General features: G+C 67.0%; 22 protein-coding genes and 1 tRNA gene. 13 read left to right on the top strand and 10 right to left on the bottom strand.

Features of this window, described 5'->3' with window-relative positions; all coding sequences use genetic code 11:
* The first annotated feature begins 314 nt into the window (after positions 1–314).
* The 3 genes from QMG28_RS20580 (at position 315) to QMG28_RS20570 (ending at position 3512) form a co-directional block, all read left to right on the top strand.
* A complete protein-coding gene (locus QMG28_RS20580; protein WP_281844094.1) occupies positions 315–1286 on the top strand; it encodes an XdhC family protein in 972 nt (323 codons plus the stop codon).
* Positions 1287–1391: 105 nt separating this feature from the next.
* A complete protein-coding gene (locus QMG28_RS20575; RefSeq protein WP_281844093.1) occupies positions 1392–1739 on the top strand; it encodes a hypothetical protein in 348 nt (115 codons plus the stop codon).
* Between the two features lie 96 nt (positions 1740–1835).
* Positions 1836–3512 (top strand): putative transporter, encoded by a 1677-nt coding sequence (locus QMG28_RS20570; protein ID WP_281844092.1) that lies wholly within the window; start codon positions 1836–1838, stop codon positions 3510–3512.
* Positions 3513–3524: 12 nt separating this feature from the next.
* Here QMG28_RS20570 and QMG28_RS20565 read toward each other — a convergent pair whose 3' ends face one another.
* Complete coding sequence (locus QMG28_RS20565; protein WP_281844091.1) at positions 3525–4166, bottom strand: TIGR02453 family protein; 642 nt, start codon at positions 4164–4166, stop codon at positions 3525–3527.
* Positions 4167–4261: 95 nt separating this feature from the next.
* On the opposite strand from QMG28_RS20565, the gene QMG28_RS20560 reads away from it, so the two are divergent.
* Both QMG28_RS20560 and QMG28_RS20555 read left to right on the top strand, forming a co-directional pair.
* Positions 4262–4864 (top strand): SAM-dependent methyltransferase, encoded by a 603-nt coding sequence (locus tag QMG28_RS20560; protein ID WP_307726366.1) that lies wholly within the window; start codon positions 4262–4264, stop codon positions 4862–4864.
* Between the two features lie 40 nt (positions 4865–4904).
* Entirely contained in the window at positions 4905–6260 is a 1356-nt protein-coding gene (locus QMG28_RS20555; RefSeq protein ID WP_281844090.1) for an MATE family efflux transporter, read from the top strand.
* Positions 6261–6576: 316 nt separating this feature from the next.
* Here QMG28_RS20555 and QMG28_RS20550 read toward each other — a convergent pair whose 3' ends face one another.
* The 6 genes from QMG28_RS20550 to QMG28_RS20525 all read right to left on the bottom strand — a co-directional run bounded on the left by QMG28_RS20550 (position 6577) and on the right by QMG28_RS20525 (position 11172).
* A complete protein-coding gene (locus QMG28_RS20550) occupies positions 6577–7140 on the bottom strand; it encodes a cysteine hydrolase family protein (protein ID WP_281844089.1) in 564 nt (187 codons plus the stop codon).
* 7 nt (positions 7141–7147) lie between these two features.
* Positions 7148–8128: a class II fructose-bisphosphatase gene (glpX, locus tag QMG28_RS20545; RefSeq protein WP_281844088.1), complete on the bottom strand. Its 981-nt coding sequence runs from the start codon at positions 8126–8128 to the stop codon at positions 7148–7150.
* Positions 8129–8344: 216 nt separating this feature from the next.
* A complete protein-coding gene (locus tag QMG28_RS20540; RefSeq protein ID WP_281844087.1) occupies positions 8345–8971 on the bottom strand; it encodes a hypothetical protein in 627 nt (208 codons plus the stop codon).
* 100 nt (positions 8972–9071) lie between these two features.
* Positions 9072–9470: a VOC family protein gene (locus QMG28_RS20535; RefSeq protein ID WP_281844086.1), complete on the bottom strand. Its 399-nt coding sequence runs from the start codon at positions 9468–9470 to the stop codon at positions 9072–9074.
* Complete coding sequence (locus QMG28_RS20530; RefSeq protein WP_281844085.1) at positions 9467–9883, bottom strand: VOC family protein; 417 nt, start codon at positions 9881–9883, stop codon at positions 9467–9469. Before QMG28_RS20530 ends, QMG28_RS20535 begins: the two co-directional genes overlap by 4 nt.
* Positions 9883–11172 (bottom strand): homoserine dehydrogenase, encoded by a 1290-nt coding sequence (locus QMG28_RS20525; protein WP_281844084.1) that lies wholly within the window; start codon positions 11170–11172, stop codon positions 9883–9885. The genes QMG28_RS20530 and QMG28_RS20525 overlap by 1 nt, the downstream gene beginning before the upstream one ends.
* 61 nt (positions 11173–11233) lie before the next feature.
* Here QMG28_RS20525 and QMG28_RS20520 point away from each other — a divergent pair.
* The 4 genes from QMG28_RS20520 to QMG28_RS20505 all read left to right on the top strand — a co-directional run bounded on the left by QMG28_RS20520 (position 11234) and on the right by QMG28_RS20505 (position 15885).
* A tRNA-Arg gene (locus QMG28_RS20520) sits at positions 11234–11393 on the top strand.
* Positions 11348–13330 carry a DNA primase gene (gene dnaG, locus QMG28_RS20515; protein ID WP_281844083.1) on the top strand — a complete coding sequence of 661 codons (1983 nt, stop codon included), beginning with the start codon at positions 11348–11350 and terminating at the stop codon, positions 13328–13330. Before QMG28_RS20520 ends, dnaG begins: the two co-directional genes overlap by 46 nt.
* Positions 13331–13459: 129 nt before the next feature.
* Entirely contained in the window at positions 13460–15457 is a 1998-nt protein-coding gene (gene rpoD / locus QMG28_RS20510; protein ID WP_281844082.1) for an RNA polymerase sigma factor RpoD, read from the top strand.
* A 224-nt stretch (positions 15458–15681) separates the two neighbouring features.
* The gene (locus QMG28_RS20505; protein WP_281844081.1) at positions 15682–15885 is read left to right on the top strand and encodes a hypothetical protein; all 204 of its coding nucleotides are present in this window, start codon (positions 15682–15684) and stop codon (positions 15883–15885) included.
* 57 nt (positions 15886–15942) lie between these two features.
* Here QMG28_RS20505 and QMG28_RS20500 read toward each other — a convergent pair whose 3' ends face one another.
* On the bottom strand, positions 15943–16800 hold the full coding sequence (locus QMG28_RS20500; protein ID WP_281844080.1) for an SDR family oxidoreductase: 858 nt from the start codon (positions 16798–16800) through the stop codon (positions 15943–15945).
* A gap of 110 nt (positions 16801–16910) precedes the next feature.
* Here QMG28_RS20500 and QMG28_RS20495 point away from each other — a divergent pair, with 110 nt between their 5' ends.
* Complete coding sequence (locus tag QMG28_RS20495) at positions 16911–17303, top strand: winged helix-turn-helix transcriptional regulator (RefSeq protein WP_281844079.1); 393 nt, start codon at positions 16911–16913, stop codon at positions 17301–17303.
* Positions 17304–17315: 12 nt separating this feature from the next.
* On the opposite strand, the gene yghX is transcribed toward QMG28_RS20495, so the two are convergent.
* A complete protein-coding gene (gene yghX / locus QMG28_RS20490) occupies positions 17316–18200 on the bottom strand; it encodes a YghX family hydrolase (protein WP_281844078.1) in 885 nt (294 codons plus the stop codon).
* 109 nt (positions 18201–18309) lie between these two features.
* Here yghX and QMG28_RS20485 point away from each other — a divergent pair, with 109 nt between their 5' ends.
* Entirely contained in the window at positions 18310–18726 is a 417-nt protein-coding gene (locus tag QMG28_RS20485; protein WP_281844077.1) for a secondary thiamine-phosphate synthase enzyme YjbQ, read from the top strand.
* A 7-nt stretch (positions 18727–18733) separates the two neighbouring features.
* On the opposite strand, the gene QMG28_RS20480 is transcribed toward QMG28_RS20485, so the two are convergent.
* Complete coding sequence (locus QMG28_RS20480) at positions 18734–18937, bottom strand: dodecin family protein (protein WP_281844076.1); 204 nt, start codon at positions 18935–18937, stop codon at positions 18734–18736.
* Positions 18938–19170: 233 nt separating this feature from the next.
* On the opposite strand from QMG28_RS20480, the gene nrdR reads away from it, so the two are divergent.
* Positions 19171–19641, top strand: a complete 471-nt coding sequence (gene nrdR, locus QMG28_RS20475; protein ID WP_281844075.1) for a transcriptional regulator NrdR — start codon at positions 19171–19173, stop codon at positions 19639–19641.
* Positions 19638–20735 carry a bifunctional diaminohydroxyphosphoribosylaminopyrimidine deaminase/5-amino-6-(5-phosphoribosylamino)uracil reductase RibD gene (ribD, locus tag QMG28_RS20470; RefSeq protein WP_434784462.1) on the top strand — a complete coding sequence of 366 codons (1098 nt, stop codon included), beginning with the start codon at positions 19638–19640 and terminating at the stop codon, positions 20733–20735. The genes nrdR and ribD overlap by 4 nt, the downstream gene beginning before the upstream one ends.
* Positions 20736–20917 lie beyond the last annotated feature (182 nt).

Genomic DNA, 20917 nt, shown 5'->3' with positions numbered 1-20917 from the left:
CTGAAGCAATACAGGGGCCTGGCCACCCGCTACGACAAACACGCCGAGACCTTCATGGCCGGCGTCACTCTGGCCGCCATCCGCATCGCAATACGGGCTAATGAGTCTACGGCCTAGAATCCTAGAACTCTAGCGCCTTGGCGCGGCCTGACAATCCCGCCATTACAATGGCTTGCCGGGCCGGGACGGTTCATGTCCCGTTAACCCGTAACCCGAAGGCAAGCGCCGGGCCGCGCCAACCTTGCCGTGAACGCGCTGCGGGGGTCTTGCGCGGTGCGGGCGGCGGTGCCACGCTTTGGGTGAGGGAGGCGATGATGACCGAGAGCTATGACGATATTCCCGAAACCGCGCTTGCCTGGCACCGGGCCGGCAAGGAGGCGGTTCTGGCCACGGTGGTGCAGACATGGGGTTCGGCCCCGCGCCCGGTGGGCAGCCAGCTCGCCATTTCGGGGGCGGGCGAGATACAGGGCTCGGTCTCGGGCGGCTGCGTCGAAGGGGCGGTGGTGACCGAGGCGCTTGAGGCGCTGGGCGATGGCGGCGCGCGGCTCCTGAGCTACGGGGTGAGCGACGAGACGGCCTTTTCGGTGGGCCTTGCCTGTGGCGGCACGATCCGGGTTCTGGTCGAGCCGGTGGGCGCGGCGCTGCCCGAGGCGATGCTGGCCGAGATCGTGGCCGCCCGCGCCGCGCGCCAGCCGCTGGCCTATGTGGTGAACACCGAAAGCTGGGTGCGCCGGATTGCCGGCCCGCCGGCCTTTGCGGCGCGCTTCCGCGCCGACCGCTCCGGCATCGAGGAAGACGATGCCACCTTCGTCGCCATCCACAACCCGCCCTTGCGGATGGTGATCGTGGGGGCGGTGCATATCGCGCAGGCGCTGGTGCCGATGGCGCGGATCGCGGGCTACGATCCGGTGATCATCGACCCGCGCGGCGCGTTCGCCGCCGAACACCGCTTTCCCGGTGAGGACATCCGCGAGGATTTTCCCGACGAGGTGCTGCCCGCGCTCGGTCTCGATGCGCGCACCGCCGTGGTCACGCTCAGCCACGATCCCAAGATCGACGACCCCGCCATCGAGGCCGCCCTCGGGGCGGAGGTGTTCTACCTCGGCAGCCTCGGCTCGACCCGGACCCATGCCCGGCGCGTCGAGCGGTTGCAGGCAAAGGGCTATACCGCCGATCAGATCGCCCGCATCCACGCGCCTGTCGGGCTCGATATCGGAGCGAAGAGCCCCGGCGAGATCGCGGTTTCGATCATGGCGCAGGTTACCCAGCGGCTGCGCCAGGGCTGAGGGCAAATTCGGGCTTGGCGCAGGCCGGCCGGGGATGTTTAACTCTGTGTGAATCGAAGAAAATTTTGATGCCGGGCCCGTTTGCGGGCGGCAAGGAGGTATAGGATGATACGCGCATTGGTTATTGGATTTGCCCTGCTGGCCTCACCCGCTTCGGCGGAAGGCTGGTCGATCTTCAAGCTCGGCTCCTACAGCGATGTCGACGATTGCATGCAGCGCGCCCGCGACGTGGTTTCACGCTACATGTTCGACAAGGGTGGCGCAGAGACCGGGGCCGATTCCTGGTCGGTCTATGGCTACGACCTCGAACCGCAGGCGCAGGACGTCGTCATCATGTGCCCGGTCGGCGGCGGCGACATGGTAAACGCCATCCTCGTGGTACAAAGCGAATCCGAGGCCGAATACCGCGTGCAGGTGGCCGAAGACCTCGTGCAGATGTGGGACGAGCGCTGAGCGCAGACCGGGGCGCATAGCGGCCATACCGCAACGGCGCTTGCGCCGGGCGGCGGTGGCGGTCACGTTGGTGGCCCGAGACACTTGCGCAGGCCCATGTCGTTTATCGCCCTCTCCGATGTCGCGCTGACCCTGATCGCGCTTGCCCTTGCTGGTAGCTTTGGGCTGCTGCTCGGGCGGGTGAAGATCGCGCGGGTCGGGCTGGGGATCGGCGGGGTGCTGTTCTCGGGCCTCGCCGTGGGCCATGTGGCGGCGGATTGGGGCATCGCCTTTGACGCGGACATGCTGCATTTCGTGCGCGAATTCGGGCTGATCCTGTTTGTCTACACCATCGGCATCCAGGTCGGCCCCAGTTTTTTCAAGAGCTTCGGGCGCGATGGGCTGCGGCTGAACCTCGCCGCCATCGCCATCGTCGCGCTCGGGGTGGCGGTGACGGTGGCGGTGTTTTTGCTGTTCGGACTCGATCTTGCCGCGCTTGTCGGCGTGATGTCGGGCGCGGTCACCAATACGCCCGGCCTCGGCGCGGCCACGCAGATCCTGGCCGAGACCGGCTTTGGCGACGACGCGCTGGCGCTGACCGGGCTTGGCTATGCGGTGGCCTATCCGTTCGGCATTGTCGGTATCCTGCTCACCATGCTGGCGCTGCGGGCGCTCCTGCGTATCGACGTTTCCCGCGAGGCGGCGGACTGGGCGCGCGAAACCGGGGCAGGTGCGGCGGCGCTGCCCACCGTCGATGTGGTGGTGACCAACCCCAATCTCGACGGCGTGGCGCTGGGCGAGGTGCCGGGCCTGTTCGATGGCGAGGTGGTGGCGAGCCGGATGATGCAGGGCGGCGAGATTGCCGTGCCCACGCGCGCGGCGCGCCTGCATGTGGGGGATTCGCTCCACATCGTCGGCCCGGCCAGGGCGCTGGCGGCGATGAAGCTGTTGCTCGGCCCAGAAGCGGCCAAACCGATCAGCACCAAGGGCACCCGGATGAGCTGGGCGCGGCTGGTGGTGACCGAACGCAAGGCGCTGGGGGTGCGGCTGCGCGACCTCGCCCTGCTGGAAGGCCATCAGGTGACGATCAGCCGGATCAACCGCGCCGGGATCGAACTGCCGCCGCGCGCCGACAGCAAGCTTGCCTTTGGCGATATCGTCACCGTGGTCGGCCTGCCTGACGATATCGAGGCGGTGAAGATGCGGCTGGGCGATGAGCGCGCCCGGCTCGATCAGGTGCAGTTCGAGGCGCTCTTCGTCGGCATCGCGCTGGGCATCCTTCTCGGCTCGGTCCCGCTGGCGCTGCCGGGCCTGCCCGCGCCGCTCAAGCTCGGTCTTGCCGGCGGCCCGCTGGTGGCGGCGATCCTGCTCGGGCGGCTTGGGCATTGGGGGCCGTTCGTCTGGTTCATGCCGCCGGTGGCGAACACGGCGTTGCGCGAGATCGGCATCGTGCTGTTCCTCGCGGTGGTCGGGATCACGGCGGGCGACCGGTTCGTCGAAACGCTGCTGCACGGCCCGGGCCTGAGCTGGATGGGCTATGGCGTGCTGATCACGCTGGTGCCGCTTGTCGTGGTCGGGCTGCTGGCGCGGCTCGTCTTCCGGTTCAACTATCTCAGCCTTGCGGGCGTGCTCGCCGGCTCGATGACCGACCCGCCGGCGCTGGCCTTCGCCGCCTCGATGCATGCCGCGCCCGCGGCCTCGGTGGCCTATGTCTCGGTCTATCCGCTGGTGATGTTCCTGCGCATCCTCGCGCCGCAGCTCATGGTGCTGTTGCTGCTCGGGGCCGGCGGCTAGGGCGGGCGGGTCTCAGCCCAGCACCGTGGCCAGCGCCTTGCGGAACGGGGCGAGCCGGGTGAAGGCCGCCCGCAATGCCGCCGCCGGATCGTTCCGTTCTGCATCGGTGAAATCGTGCCACAGCACGATCCCCTTGTGCCTGAGCAGCGCGCCCTGCGCGTGATCCTGCGGGTAGGGGGCGGGCACGCGCTTCAGCGCCGGCGGGTCGAGCCGGTGGCCGGTGCCGGTCATGGCCGCGATCTCTGCGGCAATCTCCGCCCCATCCGCGCCGACCGCGCCACGCCAGCGCTCCAGCGCAGGTGCGGAAAACGCCATCGCCCCCACGCCTGCACAGACATAGTCGCGCGAGACACCGAACAGATGGCAGATGCCGCGCGCGGGATCGGACCATTGCAGGTGCAGATGGGTGTTATAGGGCGTCTTGTCTTTCGAGAAGCGCAGATCGCGGTGAATGCGGTAGAGCTTGGCCGCCTGCGCCACGCCGGTCTCGGCTGCGAGCCAGTCGCCGGTCTCGCGCAGAAGCGCGTCCGCCGGGCGCTTCACCGCCGCTTCGTATTCGTCCTTGTGCGCGGCGAACCAGTCGCGGCTGTTATGCGCCGCGAGTGCGTCGAAAAACCCGAGCGCGTCGGGGATCAGCCTGTCCTGCGGTGCCATCGCGTCCTCCTGCAGCACAGGATGACACAGGATTGTGCCTTGGCAATCCCCGCTGGCTTGCCTACCTGACGAAGACTGCCAGTTGGATTGCGAGGATGGCCATGTGGGATGACCGGTTCGATACCCCCGATTACGTCTATGGCAAGGCGCCCGCCGCCTTTCTGACCGATCATGCCGGCTGGCTCACGCCCGGCGCGCGTGGGCTGGCGGTGGCCGATGGCGAGGGGCGCAATTCCACCTTCATGGCGCAACGCGGCCTCAGCGTCACGGCGATGGATTCCAGCCCCAACGCGATCGCCAAGGCCCGGGCGCTGGCCGCCGAGCGCGGCGTGCGCGTCGATCACGTCGAGGCCAGCATCACCGACTGGGACTGGGCGCCCGCCGCCTTTGACGTGGTGGCGGCGATCTTCATCCAGTTTCTGCGGCCCGCCGAACGCGCGGCGGTTTTCGCCGGGATGGCGCGGACGCTCGCGCCGGGGGGTACGCTGCTTCTGCACGGCTATACGCCCGAGCAGATCGCCTTCGGCACCGGCGGCCCGCGCAACCCCGATTTTCTCTATACCGAGGCGTTGCTCAGGGGGCAGTTCGCCGGGCTGGAGATCGTCGAGTTGCGGTCATATGAACGCGAGATCAGCGAAGGCGTGGGCCATTCCGGCCGGTCGGCGCTGATCGACATGGTGGCGAAAAAGCCCGCCTGACGGGGCTTGCCCAGCCCGGCACCACGTGCCAGAGGACCGCATGACCGCGCCGAAACCCTTCCGCGAGCATCTTGCCGCTCACCTCACGCTTGGCCTGCCGCTGATCGGCAGCCACATGGCGCAGATGGCGATCGGCATGACCGATACGATCATGCTGGGCTGGTACGATGTCGAGGCGCTGGCGGCGCTGGTGCTGGCCAATACCTTCCACATGGTGCTGTTTCTCTTCGGATCGGGCTTTGCCTTCGCGGTGATGCCGCTGGTTTCCGCCGCCGCCGAACAGGGCGACGATACCCGCGTGCGCCGGGTCACGCGGATGGGCCTGTGGATCTCGGCGGGCTTCGCGCTGGCGGTGCTGCCGCTCTTGTGGTTCTCGGCCCCGCTGATGAAGCTCATGGGGCAGGAGGCCACGCTGGCCGAGGGGGCGCAGACCTATCTCAGGATCATGGGCTGGGGGATCATTCCGGCACTCGCGGTGATGGTGCTGAAAAGCTACCTCTCGGCGCTGGAGCGCGCCCGGGTGCAGCTGCTCGTGGTGATCGCCGCCGCCGTGGCCAATGCCGGCATCAACTACCTGCTGATCTTCGGCAATTTTGGCGCGCCCGAGCTTGGCATTCGCGGTGCCGCCCTTGCCTCGCTCGCGGTGCAGGTGATCTCGGTCCTCGTGCTGGCGCTCTACGCGGTGAACCGCTTCCCCGCGCACAGGCTGTTCCACCGCATCTGGCGGCCCGATTGGGAGGCGCTGCGCGAGGTGGCGGCGATGGGCTGGCATGTCGGCCTGACGGTGCTGGCCGAGGTGGGGCTGTTTTCCTTCTCGGCGATCCTCGTGGGCCTGCTCGGCACCGTGCCGCTGGCCGCACACGGGATCGCGCTGCAGATCGCCTCGATCTCGTTCATGGTGCCGCTCGGCATGTCCAACGCCGCCACCGTGCGCGCGGGCCGCGCCTTTGGCCGCGGCGATGCGCCGGCGTTGCGTCAGGGGGCGCTCGCCGCCTTCAGCCTGGGCCTGGGCTGGGCGGCGCTTGCGGTGGTGCTGTTCCTCTCGGTGCCGGCGCTGCTGGTCGGCGCGTTTCTCGACCCCGCCGAGCCCCTGCGCGACGAGATTCTCGCGGTCGGGCGCGGGCTTCTGCTCATGGCGGCGCTGTTCCAGCTCGCCGATGCGACACAGGTGATCGCGGTCTCGCTCCTGCGCGGGATGCAGGATACCCGCGTGCCGATGATGATCGCCGCGTCGAGCTATTGGCTGATCGGCGCACCGGCGGCCTGGGTCTTCGGCATCGCGCTGGGCCTGGGCGCGCAGGGCGTCTGGCTTGGGCTGGTGCTGGGCCTCGCGGCGGCGGCGGCGATGCTGGGCACGCGGTTCTGGCGCAGCTCCGGGGCGCTCACCACCGCCTGAGTGCCGATCGCCGGCAGGGCGGAGAGGTGGTGCAGGGGGCTGCGCCATCGCTGCCCCTGGCAAGTTTACCCCTTGGAAAGAAATGACCAGGAGATTAACGGGCGCACCCGCCCAGGATATTGTAATTATGACATATTTTTGTCTGTCTCGGACTCTGGAACGCTAGAGTTCTAGAATCCTGGTTTCGAGGCATCTGCGACAACCCGGCGCCCGCGCCCCATGCCATTGCGCCCTTGCCGCACCATGTCCCGGCGGCGTGTCGCATTGCCATGTCCCGACCGGACACCCGGTACAGGCACAACCCCATCGGCCCCCCCTACGGCCTCTCCGCCAGCACCTCGGCCACACCCATCACCCGCGCAAATTCGCCGTTCAACTGGTCCAGCGCCGCCGCGTGGATCGCCTCTGCGCTGACCGCGCCGCCGCCGCGCCAAGCGGTGTTGGCGTTCCGCGTGAAGGCGGCGCAGGCGTCATGCACCAGCTCCACCGAAAACCCGAGATTGGCCGCCATCCGTGCGGTGGTGGAGACGCAATGCGGCGTGGTCAGCCCGCAGATCGTCAGCCGTTCGATCCCGGCTTCGACCAGCCGCGCTTCGAGATTGGTGCCGATAAAGGCCGAGTTCACATGTTTTTGCAGCACCGGCTCGCCGGGCAGGGGGGTGACCTCGGGCTTGAAATCCACCCGGTCGAAAACCGGGTTCAGCGGCGACGCGGGCTCTACCGACAGGTGGCGGACGTGAAAAACGGGGGCCTCCGCCGCCCGCCAATGGGCGAGCAGCCGGCCTGCATTTTCTTCCGCCTGAGGATTGTTGCGCGCGCCCCAGTAGCGGTCGTCGAAGGCGACCTGGATGTCGATCAGCAGGAGCGCGCGCGGGGTCACGGATACCTCAGAGGTTCACGCGGTCGGTCGGGTTGCGGTAGGTGATCCGCCGTACCGAGCCGGATTTGGACCGCATCAGCAGGGTTTCGGCCTCGATCCAGCCGGGTTCGTGCTTGAGGCCGGCGAGGATCGAGCCGTCGGTCACCCCGGTGGCGGCGAAGATCACGTCTGCCGTCACCAGCTCGTCGCGCGAATAGATCTTGTTCAGATCGGTGATCCCGGCCTTGGCCGCCCGCCCGCGCTCGTCGTCGTTGCGAAACAGCAGCTGGCCCCACATCTGGCCGCCCATGCATTTGAGCGCGGCGGCGGCGAGCACGCCTTCCGGAGCGCCGCCGGACCCCATATACATGTCGATCCCGGTCCGCTCGGCCTCGGCGGTGTGGATCACGCCGGCCACATCGCCATCGGTGATCAGCCGGATCGCGGCGCCGGTGGAGCGGATTTCGGCGATCATCTCGTCATGGCGGGGGCGCTCCAGCACGCAGACGGTGATATCGTCGGTCTTGCAGCCGCGCGCCTTGGCCAGCGCCTCGATCCGTGCTTTCGGGCTCATCTCAAGGCTGACCACATCCTTCGGGTAGCCCGGGCCGATGGCGAGCTTTTCCATGTACACATCCGGCGCGTGCAGCATCGTGCCGCGCGGCGCCAGCGCGATCACGGTGAGCGCGTTGGGCATGTCCTTGGCGGTGAGGGTGGTGCCTTCGAGCGGGTCGAGGGCGATATCCACCTCCGGGCCATTGCCGGTGCCCACTTCCTCGCCGATATAGAGCATCGGCGCCTCGTCGCGCTCGCCTTCGCCGATCACCACCACGCCCTTGATGTCGAGCAGGTTGAGCTGGTCGCGCATGGCGTTCACGGCGGCCTGGTCGGCGGCTTTCTCGTCGCCGCGCCCCACCAGCTTGTAAGATGCCACGGCGGCGGCTTCGGAAACGCGGGCAAGGCCCAGCGAAAGCATACGGTCGGCGAATACGACGGGCGAGGCGGTCATGGAATTGTCCTTTGGTGAGCTGCAGTGCCCCATCGTTAGCAGCGCGGCGTGTCACGGCCAAGACATCTGCGTAACAGTTTGCGCTAGCAGATCAATGAAACAGGCTGTTAGCGCCCGACAATCGCGGTTGCCCTTTCATCTTGCCGGAAATATCCCGGGGGTCCGGGGGCAGCGCCCCCGGGTATCAAAGCCCATCCCCGGCGACGGACCGGCGCGCTATGCGCGAAGCAGGAACGGATCGGGGTTCCACTGGTCGAACGGAATTTCCGGTTCTTCCCAGCTTGGTTCGATCTCGTGAACATGCACATCGGTGCCGCCATGCCGCCCGAGCACGTCGATGGCCACGCGCTCGGCATCGGCATCGCCGACCGCCACCCAGAGCAGAATCCCGCCATGGCGGATATTGTCCTCAAGGCGGTCCGCCTCGGCCTTGCCGATGCCGCGCGCCAGGATGCCACCGAGGCCGCCGCCGATGGCGCCCCCGGCCGCCGCCGCCAGCAGCGCCATAGCCACGGCCCCGCCGCTGGCCACCACCGCTGCCGAACCGGCCATCGCGCCCACATAGAGCGGCAGCCCGATCGCCGCGCTCTCTTCCACGCCACGGTCGGCCTTGCCGACGAAGGTGCGGCGCGGAATCTTCGGATCCTCCTCCATCTCTTCAATCGGCTCGAAGCGGTGGCCGAGCTTGTCGGCCACGGTCTGCGAATCGGCCATTATGCTGATATTGGTCTGCACGAACCCCGCGCCTTCCAGCGCGTCCACCGCAGCTTCCAGCCTGGCCGCGTCATGAAAAACGGCAACCACTTCACGAATTGTGTAGGTTTGATTTGTTTGATTTGACATGGTCCCCTCCATTCCTGCCAGCCGCTCCGGGCCGGCGCTTCTTGGATGTTCCGCCATGTCATGTAGGTATCGGGCGGCCCGTTTCCCAGCGCCGGCGCGCCTAATCCGCCTGATGGCAGACGATGCGGAGCGCATTGCCGAACGGGTCGCGTATGCTGGCGGCGTAGTCGGTGGCGGGGTAGCTGCGGCCCGGCGCGCGCAGGCCCTTGCCGCCAAGGGCGAGCGCCTCGTCATAGGCGGCCTCGACCAGTGCCGGGCTGGCCACCTCGAAGCTTACCACCGCGCCGCCGCCGGGCATGGCCGGGCTGTGGGGATTGTCGGGATGCGACAGGATGAAGAGCGGCCCCGCCGCCCCCAGCGGGTGCCAGCCGGCCCAGGGGCCGGGCGGCGAGCGGCGGGTGGCGAATTTCTCATCCCAGCCGATCACTTCCATGAACTGCCGGTAAAAGGTCATCGCGTCGTCGATGTCGCTGACGCCGAGGGTGACGCTGGCGATCATTTCGCCGCCTCGCCGGTCGCGGGCGCGTGGCAGACAACGCAGAGCTTGTTGCCGTCCGGATCGCGGAAATAGGCGCCGTAATAATCGGCATGGTAATGCAGGCGCAGCCCCGGCGCGCCTTCGTTGCTGCCGCCGAGCGCAAGCGCCAGCGCGTGGATTTCGTCGACTTGCGCGCGGGTTCCGACGGCAAAGGCCACCATCGGCCCGTTGCCGGGGGCGGGGGCCTCCTCGTTCCACGGCTGGGTGACGATGAAGATCGGCCGATCCGTGCCCGGCGTGACGTAGCCCGCCCAGAACCGGCCAATATCGGGGGTGTTGAACTTTTCCTCAAGCTCCAGCGCCGCGGTAAGCGGACGGTAGAAGGCCAGCGCCCGGTCGAGATCGGAGATCCCGAGCGTGACGTGGGAAAACATCACACTTCCTCGATGCGGATCGCCACCGGCGCGCCCGAGACCACCTTGGTCTTGCCAATGCCCTCAAGCGCCGTGTCGATCTGGTTGCGGGCGCATTTATGGGTGACGAAGATCACCGGCGCGGTGGGCGAGTGGTGGCCGTGCTGGCGCATCCGGTCGATGGAAATCCCGGCCTCGCCCAGCACGGCGGCGACCTTGGCCATCGCGCCCGGTTTGTCGTCAAGCTCCATGCGGATGTAATAGGGCGCGGGCACCACGGCCTTGGCGGGCCTGGCGGCGGTGAGCTTCGCGGCAGGGATGCCGAAGGTCGGGATCGAGAGCCCGCGTGCGAGGTCGATCACATCGCCCATCACCGCGCTGGCGGTGGGGCCCTCGCCGGCGCCGGGGCCGCGCAGCACCACCTGGCCGATGGCATCGCCCTCGATCACCACCATGTTGGTGCCGCCTTCGAGCTGGCCGAGCGGCGAGGCGGCGGGCACCAGGCAGGGGCTCATCCGCTGCTCAAGCCCGCGCCCCGTCATCTGCGCCACGCCGAGCAGCTTGATGCGGTAGCCCATCTCGGCGGCTTCCTCGATGTCCTGAAGTTCGATCTGCTCGATCCCCTCCAGTTCCACCGCGTCGAAATCCACCTGCGTGCCGAAGGCGATGGAGGACAGGAGCGAAAGCTTGTGGCCGGCGTCGATCCCGCCCACGTCAAGCTGCGGATCGGCTTCGAGATAGCCCAGCTTGTGCGCCTCCTCGAACAGCGCGTTATAGCCCTGATGCGTGGCTTCCATCCGGGTGAGGATGTAGTTGCAGGTGCCGTTCATCACCCCCATCACGCGGGTGATCTCGTTGCCCGCAAGCCCCTCGGTCAGCGCCTTGATCACCGGAATGCCGCCAGCCACGGCGGCCTCGAACCGCAACACGGAGCCGGATTTCTCCGCCGCCAGCGCGAGGGCCTGACCGTGATGGGCCAGGAGCGCCTTGTTGGCGGTGACCACGTGTTTGCCGGCGGCAATCGCGGCCTCGACGGCGGCCTTGGCCGGCCCGTCCGAGCCACCCATCAGCTCCACCAGCACATCCACATCGTCGCGCCGCGCCATGGCGACGGGATCGTCTTCCCAGTCGTAATGCGAAATGTCGACGCCGCGATCCTTGTCGCGCGAGCGCGCCGAGACGGCGGCGATCTCGATCTTCCGCCCGGCCCGGTCCTCGAGCAGCTTGGCGTGTTTGCGCACGATCCTGACCACGCCGACGCCCACGGTCCCGAGGCCCGCGATGCCGATGCGAAGGGGTTTGTCAGACATTTGGGCCTCCGTGGCGGAAAATCACCCGCACCTGTTAGCGAATGGGGGCGGGGCGCGCAATGCGGCGCTGGCTTTGCCGGTGCGGGGCGCCGGATTTCGAAATCCGGCGGAACGGCGTTTCGAAACGCCGTGGCGCGCTGGACTTGGGCGCAGCCCCCGACCATATAGTGAGATCATGTCGCTGCCACCGGGATTCCTCGACGAGCTTCGCACCCGCACCAGCCTTGCGCAGGTGGTCGGGCGCAAGGTGACGTGGGACATGAAGAAATCCCAGCAGGGCAAGGGCGACATGTGGGCGCCTTGCCCCTTCCACCAGGAAAAAACCGCGTCTTTCCATGTGGATGATAAGAAGGGCTTTTATTACTGCTTCGGCTGCCACGCGAAGGGCGATGCGATTTCCTTCGTCAAGGAAACCGAGAATGTCGGCTTCATGGAGGCGATCGAGATCCTCGCCCGCGAAGCCGGGATGCAGATGCCGGCGCGCGATCCGCAGGCGCAGGAAAAGGCCGACCGGCGCAGCGAGTTGGCGCAGGTGATGGAGCAGGCCGTGCAGTATTTTCGCCTGCAACTGAAAACGGCGCAGGGCACGGCGGCGCGCGACTATCTCGACCGGCGGGGCTTGCGCGAGGCGGCGCAGGCGCGCTGGGATATCGGCTTCGCCCCCGACACCCGGCACGGATTGCTGGGCTATTTCAAGGACAAGGGCGTTTCCGAAGAGCTGGTGGTGGATGCCGGGCTGGCGATCAAGCCCGACAGTGACGATGCGCGCTTCCAGCGCGACGGCGGCGCGGCCTATGATCGCTTCCGGGGCCGCATCATCTTTCCGATCCGCGATGCGCGGGGGCGGGCGATCAGCCTGGGCGGGCGGGCGCTCGACCCGAATGCGCGGGCGAAGTATCTCAACGGGCCGGAAACGGAGCTGTTCGACAAGGGCCGCTCGCTGTTCAACCTCAAGAACGCCCGCGAGGCGGCGGGCAAGCAGCCCCTGATCGTGGCCGAGGGCTATATGGATGTGATCGCGCTCAGCGAGGCGGGGTTCGGCGCCACCGTCGCGCCTCTTGGCACCGCGATCACCGAAGACCAGCTGCGGCTGATGTGGCGGCTCCACCCCGAGCCGGTCATCGCGCTCGATGGCGACACCGCCGGTTTGCGCGCGGCGATGCGGGTGATCGACCTTGCGCTGCCGCTGATCGAGGCCGGGCAGAGCTTGCGCTTTGCGATCATGCCCGAGGGCCTGGACCCCGACGACGTGATCAAGCAGCAGGGCGCGGGGGCAATGCAGAAGGTGCTCGATGCGGCGCTGCCGATGGTGCAATTGCTGTGGCGGCGCGAGACCGAGGGCAAGCAGTTCGACAGCCCCGAGCGCAAGGCCGCGCTTGACCGCGATCTGCGCGAGGTGATCCTGAAGATCAAGGACAAGTCGCTGCGCAGCCATTACGGGCAGGAGATCAACCGCTTGCGGCGCGCGCTCTTCGATCCGCGCCCGGCGCAGGGGCGCCCCGGCAGCCGCGCGCCCTGGCGCAAGGGGCCGCCCCCGGCGCTGGCCGAAACCCGCACCTCGCTGCTGGCCTCGGGCGCGGGCGAGGTCGAGGAGGCGCTGCGCGAGGCGGTGATCCTTGCCACCTGCATCGTCCATCCCGAACTGGTCGAACGGTTCGAAGCCCAGATCGAACGGATCGAGATGGTCACCGAGGATCACCGCGCGCTCCAGCGCCTGTTGCTGTCGCATGCGCATGATCACGAGGCCGATCTGCAGGCCCGGATCGAGGCCGAGGCCGGCCCCCACCTTCTTGAAAAGCTGTTTGCGCTCAACCATGTGAAGATCGCGCCGTCGCTGCGGCGGCGCGACGATGATGAGTTGGCCGCGCTCTGTCTCACCGAGGAACTGGCCAAGCTCGAAGCCGGACGCGGCGTGCGCCGCGAGGTGGAAGAAGCCGCACAGGATATCGACGCGCTGGCCGATGAGGGCCTGACCTGGCGGCTGGGCGAGGCTGCCCGCGCCCGCGATGCCGCCCGCCGGGGTGGATCGGATGAGGACAAGACCCTGTTCGACCGCGCCGCTAACGGGGCGTTGATCGCCCGGGAGGAAAAAGATCAGCTCGATGCCCTGCTCAGGGATATCGAGTTCACAAAGGGTGGGCGAAAACCGCAGGGATAATCCGGCCGATCTCGCCTTTTTCCCTTCAAAAGCGTAAGGAACGGCCCCATATGGGTTGGCGAATCACTGATTCGCGGAGACACTCCGCCGAATCACCGCCCCTGGGTCCAACGAACGAGGGAGTGCCGCATGGCCGCCAAAGACACCGACGACACCAAGGACACCCGCGAAGACGACGAACCGGTCTCCTCCGATATGGACCAGGCGGCGATCAAGAAGATGATCGCCGAGGCCCGCGAGAAGGGCTACATCACCTACGATCAGCTCAACACGGTTCTGCCGCCCGACCAGGTCTCGTCGGAGCAGATCGAGGACGTGATGTCGATGCTCTCGGAGATGGGCATCAACATCATCGAAGACGAAGAGGCCGAGGAAGCGGACGACGAGAACAAGGGCTCGACCGACGTGGTCGCCACAGGCTCCGCCTCGCGCGAAGTGGCCGTCTCCACCGCAGAGACCGAAAAGCTCGACCGCACCGACGACCCGGTGCGCATGTATCTGCGCGAAATGGGCTCGGTGGAGCTTCTGAGCCGCGAGGGCGAAATTGCCATCGCCAAGCGGATCGAAGCCGGGCGCAACACGATGATCGCGGGCCTGTGCGAAAGCCCGCTCACCTTCCAGGCCATCACGATCTGGCGCGACGAACTTCTGAACGAAGAGATCCTGCTGCGCGACGTGATCGACCTCGACGCCACCTTTGGCCGCCAGATGGGCGAGGAGGACGAGGACGAGGTTGTCGGCAATGTCGGCGCCGGCCAGTCTGCCGCGCCGAAGAAGGACGATCAGCCCGAACTCGACGCCGATGGCAACCCGCTCGCCAAGGACGACGACGACGAGGATGAAGACGAGCAGGCCAACATGTCGCTCGCCGCGATGGAAGCGGCGCTCAAGCCGCGCGTGCTCGAAACGCTCGATCTGATCGCGCGCGACTACGAGAAGCTGTCGGATATGCAGGATCTGCGCATGAGCGCGACCCTGAACGAAGACGGCTCCTTCACCGACAAGGACGAAAAATCCTATCAGAAGGTGCGCTCCGAAGTGGTGCTTCTGGTGAACGAGCTTCACCTGCACAACAACCGGATCGAGGCGCTGGTGGACCAGCTTTACGGCATCAACCGCCGGATCATGTCGATCGACTCGGCGATGGTGAAGCTGGCCGATCAGGCCCGCATCAACCGGCGCGAATTCATCGAAGCCTATCGCGGCTACGAGCTCGACCCGACCTGGCTCGACCGGATGACCGAGAAATCGGGCCGGGGCTGGACGGCGCTCGTCGAGCGGTCGTCGGACAAGATCCAGGAACTGCGCACCGAGATGGCGCAGGTCGGCACCTATGTGGGCGTCGATATCCCCGAATTCCGCCGCATCGTGCAACAGGTGCAGAAGGGCGAGAAGGAGGCCCGGCAGGCCAAGAAGGAAATGGTCGAGGCCAACCTGCGGCTGGTGATCTCGATTGCCAAGAAATACACCAACCGCGGGTTGCAATTCCTTGATCTTATTCAGGAAGGCAATATCGGCCTGATGAAAGCGGTCGACAAGTTCGAGTACCGCCGCGGCTACAAGTTCTCGACTTACGCGACGTGGTGGATCCGTCAGGCGATCACCCGGAGCATCGCCGACCAGGCCCGCACCATCCGTATCCCGGTGCATATGATCGAGACGATCAACAAGCTGGTGCGCACCGGCCGCCAGATGCTGCACGAGATCGGCCGCGAGCCGACCCCGGAAGAGCTGGCCGAAAAGCTGCAAATGCCGCTCGAAAAGGTCCGCAAGGTGATGAAGATCGCCAAGGAGCCGATCAGCCTCGAAACGCCGATTGGCGACGAGGAAGACAGCCAGCTTGGCGATTTCATCGAAGACAAGAACGCGGTCCTGCCGCTGGACTCGGCGATTCAGGAAAACCTGAAAGAGACCACCACCCGCGTCCTCGCCTCGCTCACCCCGCGGGAAGAGCGGGTGCTCAGGATGCGCTTTGGCATCGGCATGAACACCGACCACACGCTCGAAGAGGTGGGCCAGCAATTCTCGGTCACCCGCGAACGGATCCGCCAGATCGAGGCCAAGGCGCTGCGCAAGCTCAAGCATCCGAGCCGCAGCCGGAAGCTCAGGAGCTTCCTCGACCAGTAGTCCGGGCTTTAGCCCGGCACGTCACCGTCGGGCGGGGTCCACCCGCCCGGCGCCGCTGCCCAAAGCTGCGCCGCCGCCCCGCATTTTCCCTCTTATCGGCCTCCCGGGCCGGGTGTATCGTCGTCGCTGGCCGGAGCGTTTCCGGCCACACCGAGGCGGTGTTTCATAGTTTGAGGGTCATTGATATGGCTGACGAAAAAGAGAAAAAACCGGCGTCTCCCGAAATGAAGACACGCCGCAAGGCGGTGCGGACGCTGGCGTACAACACCTGGCGGCGCGAATGGCGCGCGGCCAATCCGGGTGCCACCAAAGAGCAGCGCAAGGAAGCCTGGGCCGCCGTGCGCGCCGCCGAGGTGCGCAAGGCCCGTCTGACCATGAAGGCGCTGGAAAAGGGCGGGTTCAGGGTGATCCCCGCCAAGGCCGGCTGACCCCGGCGCAGGAGCGCGCCGCCCGGGCCGTTATCCGGGCGGCGTGCCTTTGCCGTCTCAGCCGAGCGCGGCCTTGATCACCTCGGCGAGCGGGGTGGTCGGGTGGCCGATCAGGGCCGTAAGATCGGTGCTTTCGGTATAGAGCCATCCGTCGGCGGCCTTTGCGTCGCTGTCGGAGAGCATGTCGGCCAGCGGGCCGGGCAACCCGGCGCCGGTCAGCGCCTCGGCATAGGCGGCTTCGGGCATGTCGACGTAGGCCACCGGCTTGCCTGCGATCTCCGACAGGGTGGCGGCGTAGTCGCTCAGGGTGAAGGCATCGCTGCCGCCCAGCTCATAGATCTTGCCCTCATGCCCGGCGCCGGTCAGCACCGCGGCGGCGGCTTCGGCATAATCCGCGCGCGGCGCGGCGGCGAAGCGGCCGGTGCCGGCGGCGCCGAAATGCTGGCCAAGCTGCAGATCCTGACCGATGCTGGCAGTGATGTTCTCGGTATACCAGCCATTGCGAAGCACGCTGTAGGCCAGCCCCGATGCCGCCAGTTCCTCTTCAGTGCCCCTGTGCTCGGCGGCGAGCGACATCGGCGAGCGGTCGGCGGCAAGGATCGAGGTATAGGCGATGAAGCCGACGCCCGCGGCCTTGGCGGCGGCGATGACGTTTTTGTGCTGCGGCAGGCGCTGGCCCATCTCGGTTCCCGAGATCAGCAGCAGCCGGTCGATCCCGGCGAAGGCGGCTGTGAGTGCCGCCGGATCGCTGTAATCGGCCACGCGCACGTCATAGCCTTCGCCGGCCAGCCGGGCGCGGTCTTCTTCCTTGCGCACGAGCACGGCGGTTTCGGATTTCGGCAGCGTTCCTTCGAGCGCGGCGAGCACGTGGCCGCCCAACTGGCCAGAGGCGCCGGTGACGAGGTGTTTCGACATGTTTTCCTTCTCCATGGTCTCGAATCGTGTATTGGTCTCAATATGAGACCTCCGATAACCGGGCGGAAGGAGGCAGGTTTTCCTGCCAAGGTAACAGAAAGGGAACCACGATGCGCGACAGCGGCTCCTCGATCCGCGACGCCTGGGAGGCGGCGGGCTATACGCCGGACAATTGCCCGGTACGCTCCATCCTCGATCACGTCGCGGCAAAATGGACCGTGCTGGTGCTGATCGAACTGGATGCCGGGCCACGCCGCTTCAGCGCGCTGGCCCGCGCCTTGCCCGATATCTCCAAGCGGATGCTGACGCAGACCCTGCGCGAATTGCAGCGCGACGGGATCATCTCGCGCCAAGTGTTCGACACCAAGCCGCCCTCGGTGGAATACGCGCTGACCGCGCTCGGCCAGTCGCTGACGGAACCGCTGTTCGGGCTGGTGACATGGGCGGAACTCAACCGCGAGCCGATCTTCGCGGCGCAGGCGGCCTATGACGCCGCCGGGTGAGCGCCGCCAGCGTCAGCTCAGGTGTTCGCTGAAAAACGCCAATGTGCGCTCCCAGGCCAACTCCGCCGCCGCCGCGTCGTAACGCGGCGTCGTATCGTTGTGAAAGCCGTGGTTGACGCCCTCATAGAAATGGGCGGTGTAGGTTTTTCCGTGTTCCTGCAGTGCCGCCTCATAGGCCGGCCAGCCTGCATTCACCCGTTCGTCGAGCGCGGCGTAATGGATCAGCAGCGGCGCCTGGATTTTCGGCACGTCGTCCGCCGCCGCCTGCCGGCCATAGAACGGCACCGAGGCCGATAGCTCGGGATAGGCCACCGCCAGCGCGTTGCACACGCCGCCGCCATAGCAGAAGCCGACGCAGCCCACCTTGCCGGTGCTGTCGTCCCGCGCCAGCAGATGCTCGGTGCCGGCGAAGAAATCGTTCATCAGCTTCTCGCCATCCACCGTGCCCTGCAATTCGCGGCCCTTGTCGTCATTGCCCGGATAGCCGCCGACGCTGGTCAGCCCGTCCGGCGCCAGCGCCATGAAGCCGGCCTTGGCCACCCGCCGCGCCACGTCTTCGATATAGGGGTTCAGCCCGCGGTTCTCATGCACCACCAGCACGGCGGGGAAGGGGCCTTCGCCCGCCGGTTTCACAAGATAGCCGCGCACCTCGCCATGGCCGTTGGGGCTGGGATAGGTGATGTATTCCGGCACAATATCCGGGTCGGTGAAGCTCACCTGTTCGGCGAGCGCGTAATCCGGGCTCAGCATGTCGAGCAGCGCGGCGGCCGTCAGCCCGCCAACGGCGTATTTGCCCGCCTTTTCGAGAAATTCGCGCTTCGACATCAGCCCGTGCGCATAGAAATCGTAGAGATCGAGCAGGTCCTGATCGAAGTCCTTCGCCGTCATCCGTGTCATGATATCCTCCCTGGTCGCGGGGCGAAGAATATCATGGAAGCGCGCCGCGCCGTCTGACATTGTCGTGTGAGCGCGGGGGCGACAGACGGGGCGAGACCGGGGGGCGGGGATGCATACGAGCTTCACCATCGAGACGCAGGGGGCCGGTCTTTACGAGGTCACCCCGGTGGTGGCCCGATGGGTCGCCGCGCAGGCGCTGCACGAGGCGGCGCTGACCCTGTTCGTGCGCCATACCTCCTGCTCGCTCACGATCCAGGAAAATGCCGACCCGGAGGTGCAGACCGATCTCGCCGCCTTCTTCCACCGTCTGGTGCCGCCGGGCAGCGATCCGTCGATGTCCTGGCTGACCCACACCTATGAAGGGCCGGACGATATGCCCGGCCATATCAAGGCGGCGCTCCTGCCCACCTCGATCGCAATCCCCACCCTGCGGGGGCAGATGACCCTCGGGACGTGGCAGGGGATTTATCTGTTCGAGCATCGCGACCGGCCGCACCGGCGCGAAGTGGTGGCGATGCTGCGCTGAGCCGGGCTCAGTCGTCGAGCACGAAGGTCACCATCATGTTGACCTGGTATTCGCTGATCTTGCCGCCCTCGACCCGCACCTGCTGCTCCTTGATCCAGGCGGAGCGCACATTGCGCAGGGTCTCCGAGGCGCGGGCAATGCCCCGGTTCACCGCATCTTCGAAGCTCGTCGACGAGGTGGCGGAAATTTCGGTCACGCGGGCAACACTCATATCATCCTCCCGTTTCTGTGGCGTCGCGGGCCTGAGTGTCTCACGCCCGGCGCGCGGCGGCGACGGATCAATATGCGCTGAGCCAATTCCCGCCGGGCGGCATCGGTGAAAACATCATCTGGTAGGGCGGAATAGAGACTACCCAAAACCGTGGAGACCCCCTATAGTGCCTGTGGATAAGTGGGCAAAGACCCACATTTCTGGGGTTTACAGGCAAGAAAGAGGGGACAGGAATGCGCTGCCCGTTTTGCGGAAATATAGATACGCAGGTGAAGGATTCCCGGCCTGCCGAAGACCATGTGGCGATCCGGCGGCGCCGGTTCTGCCCGGCTTGCGGCGGACGGTTCACGACCTATGAGCGGGTGCAGTTGCGCGATCTCGTGGTCATCAAGTCGAGCGGGCGGCGCGAGGATTTCGACCGCGACAAGCTTGAACGCTCGATCCGGATCGCGCTGCAGAAACGTCCGGTGGAGCCGGAGCGGATCGACCAGATGATCTCCGGCATCGTCCGGCGGCTCGAAAGCATGGGCGAGACGGATATTCCCTCGAAGTCCATCGGTGAGATCGTGATGGAGAGCCTCGCCCGGATCGACACCGTGGCCTATGTGCGTTTTGCCAGCGTTTACAAGAACTTTCAGGCGGCGGACGATTTCGACAAATTCGTGAGCGAATTGCGCCCGGACGTCGCCCCCGACGAAGGGTGAGCGACAGCCGCTACATGGCGCTGGCCCTCGCGCTCGGGCGCCGGGGCCATGGCCAGACATGGCCGAACCCCGCCGTGGGCTGTGTCATCGTGAAGGATGGCCGCATCGTCGGGCGTGGCGCCACCCGCCCCGGCGGGCGGCCCCATGCCGAGGTGGTGGCGCTGGCGCAGGCCGGGGCCGCCGCCCGCGGCGCGACGGCCTATGTCACGCTCGAACCCTGTTCCCACCACGGCAAGACGCCCCCCTGCGCCGATGCGCTCGCCGAAGCCGGGGTGGCCCGTGTGGTGGTGGCGCTCACCGATCCCGATCCGCGGGTGAACGGGCGGGGCATCGCCCGGCTGCGCGCCGCGGGGATCGAGGTGACCGAGGGCGTTCTCGCCGATGAGGCGCGCGCCGATCAGAAGGGGTTTCTGTCCCGCGTCACGCTGGGCCGGCCGATGTTGACACTCAAGCTCGCCAGTTCCTTCGACGGCCGGATCGCCACCGCCTCGGGCGAGAGCCAGTGGATCACCGGCCCCGAAGCGCGCCGCCTCGTCCACGCGCTCAGGATGCGCCATGACGCGGTGATGATCGGCGCCGGCACCGCGCGCGCCGACGATCCGGCGCTGACGGTCCGTGGCCTTGGCGCCGCGCGCCAGCCGGTGCGGGTGGTGCTGAGCCGCAACCTCGATCTGCCGCTCGACGGCCAGCTTGCCCGCACGGCGCCCGACGTGCCGGTCTGGCTCGTGCATGGCGACCGGGCCGACCCGGCGCTGATCTCCGCCTGGACCGGGCTTGGCGCGCGGCTCATCCCCGTGCCGGTCACGCGCGGCCAGCTCGATCCCGGCGCGGCGCTTGCGGCGCTGGGCAAGGCGGGGTTGACGCGGGTGTTTTGCGAAGGCGGCGGGGCGCTCGCGGCTTCGCTGCTCGCCGAGGGGCTGGTGGATGAACTGGTGGGCTTCACCGCCGGGCTGGCGCTGGGCGCCGAGGGTCGCCCCGCGCTGGCGGCGATGGGGGTGGACCGGCTCGCCGACGCGCCCCGGTTCGACCTGGTGGAAACTCGCGCCGCCGGCGGCGACGTGATGCACCGCTGGACGCGGCGTGGGCCGGCATAGCGGCGCGGTATGTGGGTTTAAAAAGTCATTGACAAACAATGGGCTGTGAGACGCCCTTCACCGGAAAACCGGAAAACCGGAAAACCGGAAAACCGGAAAACCGGAAAACCGGAAAACCGGAAAACCGGAAAACCGGAAAACCGGAAAACCGGAAAACCGGAAAACCGGAAAACCGGAAAACC

The sequence above is a fragment of the Sinisalibacter aestuarii genome, from assembly GCF_027923545.1.
Taxonomy (GTDB): domain Bacteria; phylum Pseudomonadota; class Alphaproteobacteria; order Rhodobacterales; family Rhodobacteraceae; genus Sinisalibacter; species Sinisalibacter aestuarii.
The sequence above is the reverse complement of the archived record's forward strand: the minus strand, read 5'-3'. Positions and strand labels throughout refer to the sequence as shown.

What these genes read in the sequence shown, in the direction of transcription:
- QMG28_RS20485 (WP_281844077.1), top strand. Translation starts at nt 18,310, where the DNA reads ATGCATACGAGCTTCACCATCGAGACGCAGGGGGCCGGTCTTTACGAG.
- QMG28_RS20565 (WP_281844091.1), bottom strand. Translation starts at nt 4,166, where the DNA reads ATGGCACCGCAGGACAGGCTGATCCCCGACGCGCTCGGGTTTTTCGAC.
- QMG28_RS20525 (WP_281844084.1), bottom strand. Translation starts at nt 11,172, where the DNA reads ATGTCTGACAAACCCCTTCGCATCGGCATCGCGGGCCTCGGGACCGTG.
- QMG28_RS20560 (WP_307726366.1), top strand. Translation starts at nt 4,262, where the DNA reads ATGGCCATGTGGGATGACCGGTTCGATACCCCCGATTACGTCTATGGC.
- QMG28_RS20480 (WP_281844076.1), bottom strand. Translation starts at nt 18,937, where the DNA reads ATGAGTGTTGCCCGCGTGACCGAAATTTCCGCCACCTCGTCGACGAGC.
- QMG28_RS20500 (WP_281844080.1), bottom strand. Translation starts at nt 16,800, where the DNA reads ATGTCGAAACACCTCGTCACCGGCGCCTCTGGCCAGTTGGGCGGCCAC.
- yghX (WP_281844078.1), bottom strand. Translation starts at nt 18,200, where the DNA reads ATGACACGGATGACGGCGAAGGACTTCGATCAGGACCTGCTCGATCTC.
- QMG28_RS20540 (WP_281844087.1), bottom strand. Translation starts at nt 8,971, where the DNA reads ATGTCAAATCAAACAAATCAAACCTACACAATTCGTGAAGTGGTTGCC.
- QMG28_RS20495 (WP_281844079.1), top strand. Translation starts at nt 16,911, where the DNA reads ATGCGCGACAGCGGCTCCTCGATCCGCGACGCCTGGGAGGCGGCGGGC.
- rpoD (WP_281844082.1), top strand. Translation starts at nt 13,460, where the DNA reads ATGGCCGCCAAAGACACCGACGACACCAAGGACACCCGCGAAGACGAC.
- QMG28_RS20555 (WP_281844090.1), top strand. Translation starts at nt 4,905, where the DNA reads ATGACCGCGCCGAAACCCTTCCGCGAGCATCTTGCCGCTCACCTCACG.
- QMG28_RS20535 (WP_281844086.1), bottom strand. Translation starts at nt 9,470, where the DNA reads ATGATCGCCAGCGTCACCCTCGGCGTCAGCGACATCGACGACGCGATG.
- QMG28_RS20575 (WP_281844093.1), top strand. Translation starts at nt 1,392, where the DNA reads ATGATACGCGCATTGGTTATTGGATTTGCCCTGCTGGCCTCACCCGCT.
- QMG28_RS20570 (WP_281844092.1), top strand. Translation starts at nt 1,836, where the DNA reads ATGTCGTTTATCGCCCTCTCCGATGTCGCGCTGACCCTGATCGCGCTT.
- QMG28_RS20530 (WP_281844085.1), bottom strand. Translation starts at nt 9,883, where the DNA reads ATGTTTTCCCACGTCACGCTCGGGATCTCCGATCTCGACCGGGCGCTG.
- dnaG (WP_281844083.1), top strand. Translation starts at nt 11,348, where the DNA reads ATGTCGCTGCCACCGGGATTCCTCGACGAGCTTCGCACCCGCACCAGC.
- QMG28_RS20505 (WP_281844081.1), top strand. Translation starts at nt 15,682, where the DNA reads ATGAAGACACGCCGCAAGGCGGTGCGGACGCTGGCGTACAACACCTGG.
- glpX (WP_281844088.1), bottom strand. Translation starts at nt 8,128, where the DNA reads ATGACCGCCTCGCCCGTCGTATTCGCCGACCGTATGCTTTCGCTGGGC.
- nrdR (WP_281844075.1), top strand. Translation starts at nt 19,171, where the DNA reads ATGCGCTGCCCGTTTTGCGGAAATATAGATACGCAGGTGAAGGATTCC.
- QMG28_RS20580 (WP_281844094.1), top strand. Translation starts at nt 315, where the DNA reads ATGACCGAGAGCTATGACGATATTCCCGAAACCGCGCTTGCCTGGCAC.